Annotated in this window: 1 rRNA gene; it reads right to left on the reverse strand. The window is 52.6% G+C overall.

What is annotated here, in order from left to right:
- Positions 1–2,189: ribosomal RNA gene (locus G5306_RS20345) — 23S ribosomal RNA — on the reverse strand; the annotation flags it as partial.
- Between the last annotated feature and the right edge of the window lie 21 nt (positions 2,190–2,210).

The raw sequence follows: 2,210 nt of genomic DNA on the forward strand, positions 1-2,210 counted from the left end.
CCTGCGTTAGAACATCAAACATACAAGGGTGGTATTTCAAGGACGGCTCCAGCGCAACTGGCGTCACGCCTTCAAAGCCTCCCACCTATCCTACACATGTAGGTTCAATGTTCAGTGCCAAGCTGTAGTAAAGGTTCACGGGGTCTTTCCGTCTAGCCGCGGGTACACCGCATCTTCACGGCGAATTCGATTTCACTGAGTCTCGGGTGGAGACAGCATGGCCATGGTTACACCATTCGTGCAGGTCGGAACTTACCCGACAAGGAATTTCGCTACCTTAGGACCGTTATAGTTACGGCCGCCGTTTACCGGGGCTTCGATCAAGAGCTTCGCTTGCGCTAACCCCATCAATTAACCTTCCGGCACCGGGCAGGTGTCACACCCTATACGTCCACTTTCGTGTTTGCAGAGTGCTGTGTTTTTGATAAACAGTCCCAGCCATCTGGTCACTGCGACTCCCAACTGCTCCATCCGCAAGGGACTTCACTGTCAAGAGCGAACCTTCTCCCGAAGTTACGGTTCTATTTTGCCTAGTTCCTTCACCCGAGTTCTCTCAAGCGCCTTGGTATTCTCTACCCGACCACCTGTGTCGGTTTGGGGTACGATGACTTGTAATCTGAAGCTTAGAGGCTTTTCCTGGAAGCAGGGCATCAATGGCTTCCACACCGTAGTGTGTTCGTCTCGTGTCTCAGTGTTGTGTCTCCGGATTTGCCTAGAAACACCACCTACGCACTTTCACCAGGACAACCGTCGCCTGGCCCACCTAGCCTTCTCCGTCCCCCCATCGCAATTACAAGTCGTGCAGGAATATTAACCTGCTTCCCATCGACTACGCCTTTCGGCCTCGCCTTAGGGGTCGACTCACCCTGCCCCGATTAACGTTGGACAGGAACCCTTGGTCTTCCGGCGAGGAGGCTTTTCACCCCCTTTATCGTTACTTACGTCAGCATTCGCACTTCTGATATCTCCAGCATACCTCTCGATACACCTTCGCAGACTTACAGAACGCTCCCCTACCACTCACGCTTAGCGTGAATCCGCGGCTTCGGTGCCTGGTTTGAGCCCCGTTACATCTTCCGCGCAGGCCGACTCGACTAGTGAGCTATTACGCTTTCTTTAAATGATGGCTGCTTCTAAGCCAACATCCTAGCTGTCTGAGCCTTCCCACATCGTTTCCCACTTAACCAGAACTTTGGGACCTTAGCCGGCGGTCTGGGTTGTTTCCCTCTTCACGACGGACGTTAGCACCCGCCGTGTGTCTCCCGGATATTACTTACTGGTATTCGGAGTTTGCATGGGGTTGGTAAGTCGGGATGACCCCCTAGCCCAAACAGTGCTCTACCCCCAGTAGTATTCGTCCGAGGCGCTACCTAAATAGCTTTCGGGGAGAACCAGCTATCTCCGAGTTTGATTGGCCTTTCACCCCCAGCCACAGGTCATCCCCTAACTTTGCAACGTTAGTGGGTTCGGTCCTCCAGTTGATGTTACTCAACCTTCAACCTGCCCATGGCTAGATCACCCGGTTTCGGGTCTACACCTTGCAACTAGACGCCCAGTTAAGACTCGGTTTCCCTACGGCTCCCCTATACGGTTAACCTCGCTACAAAATGTAAGTCGCTGACCCATTATACAAAAGGTACGCAGTCACCCCGAAGGGCTCCCACTGCTTGTACGTACACGGTTTCAGGTTCTATTTCACTCCCCTCACAGGGGTTCTTTTCGCCTTTCCCTCACGGTACTGGTTCACTATCGGTCAGTCAGGAGTATTTAGCCTTGGAGGATGGTCCCCCCATATTCAGACAGGATGTCACGTGTCCCGCCCTACTCGATTTCACATCAAGGTCGTTTTCGTGTACGGGGCTATCACCCTGTATCGCCGGCCTTTCCAGGACCGTTCCACTAACTTCCAAGATGCTTAAGGGCTAATCCCCGTTCGCTCGCCGCTACTGAGGGAATCTCGGTTGATTTCTTTTCCTCGGGGTACTTAGATGTTTCAGTTCTCCCGGTTCGCCTCTGTTACCTATGTATTCAGTAACAGATACCCGAGTTATCTCGGGTGGGTTTCCCCATTCGGAAATCTGTGAGTAATAGCGTCTCTTACCGACTTCTCACAGCTTATCGCAGGTTAGTACGTCCTTCATCGCCTCTGACTGCCAAGGCATCCACCATGTACGCTTAGTCACTTAACCATACAACCCCAAGAAGTGTCG

The organism is Aeromonas sp. 603404 (assembly GCF_049171775.1).
In the GTDB taxonomy this organism is placed as follows: Bacteria; Pseudomonadota; Gammaproteobacteria; order Enterobacterales; family Aeromonadaceae; genus Aeromonas; species Aeromonas veronii_A.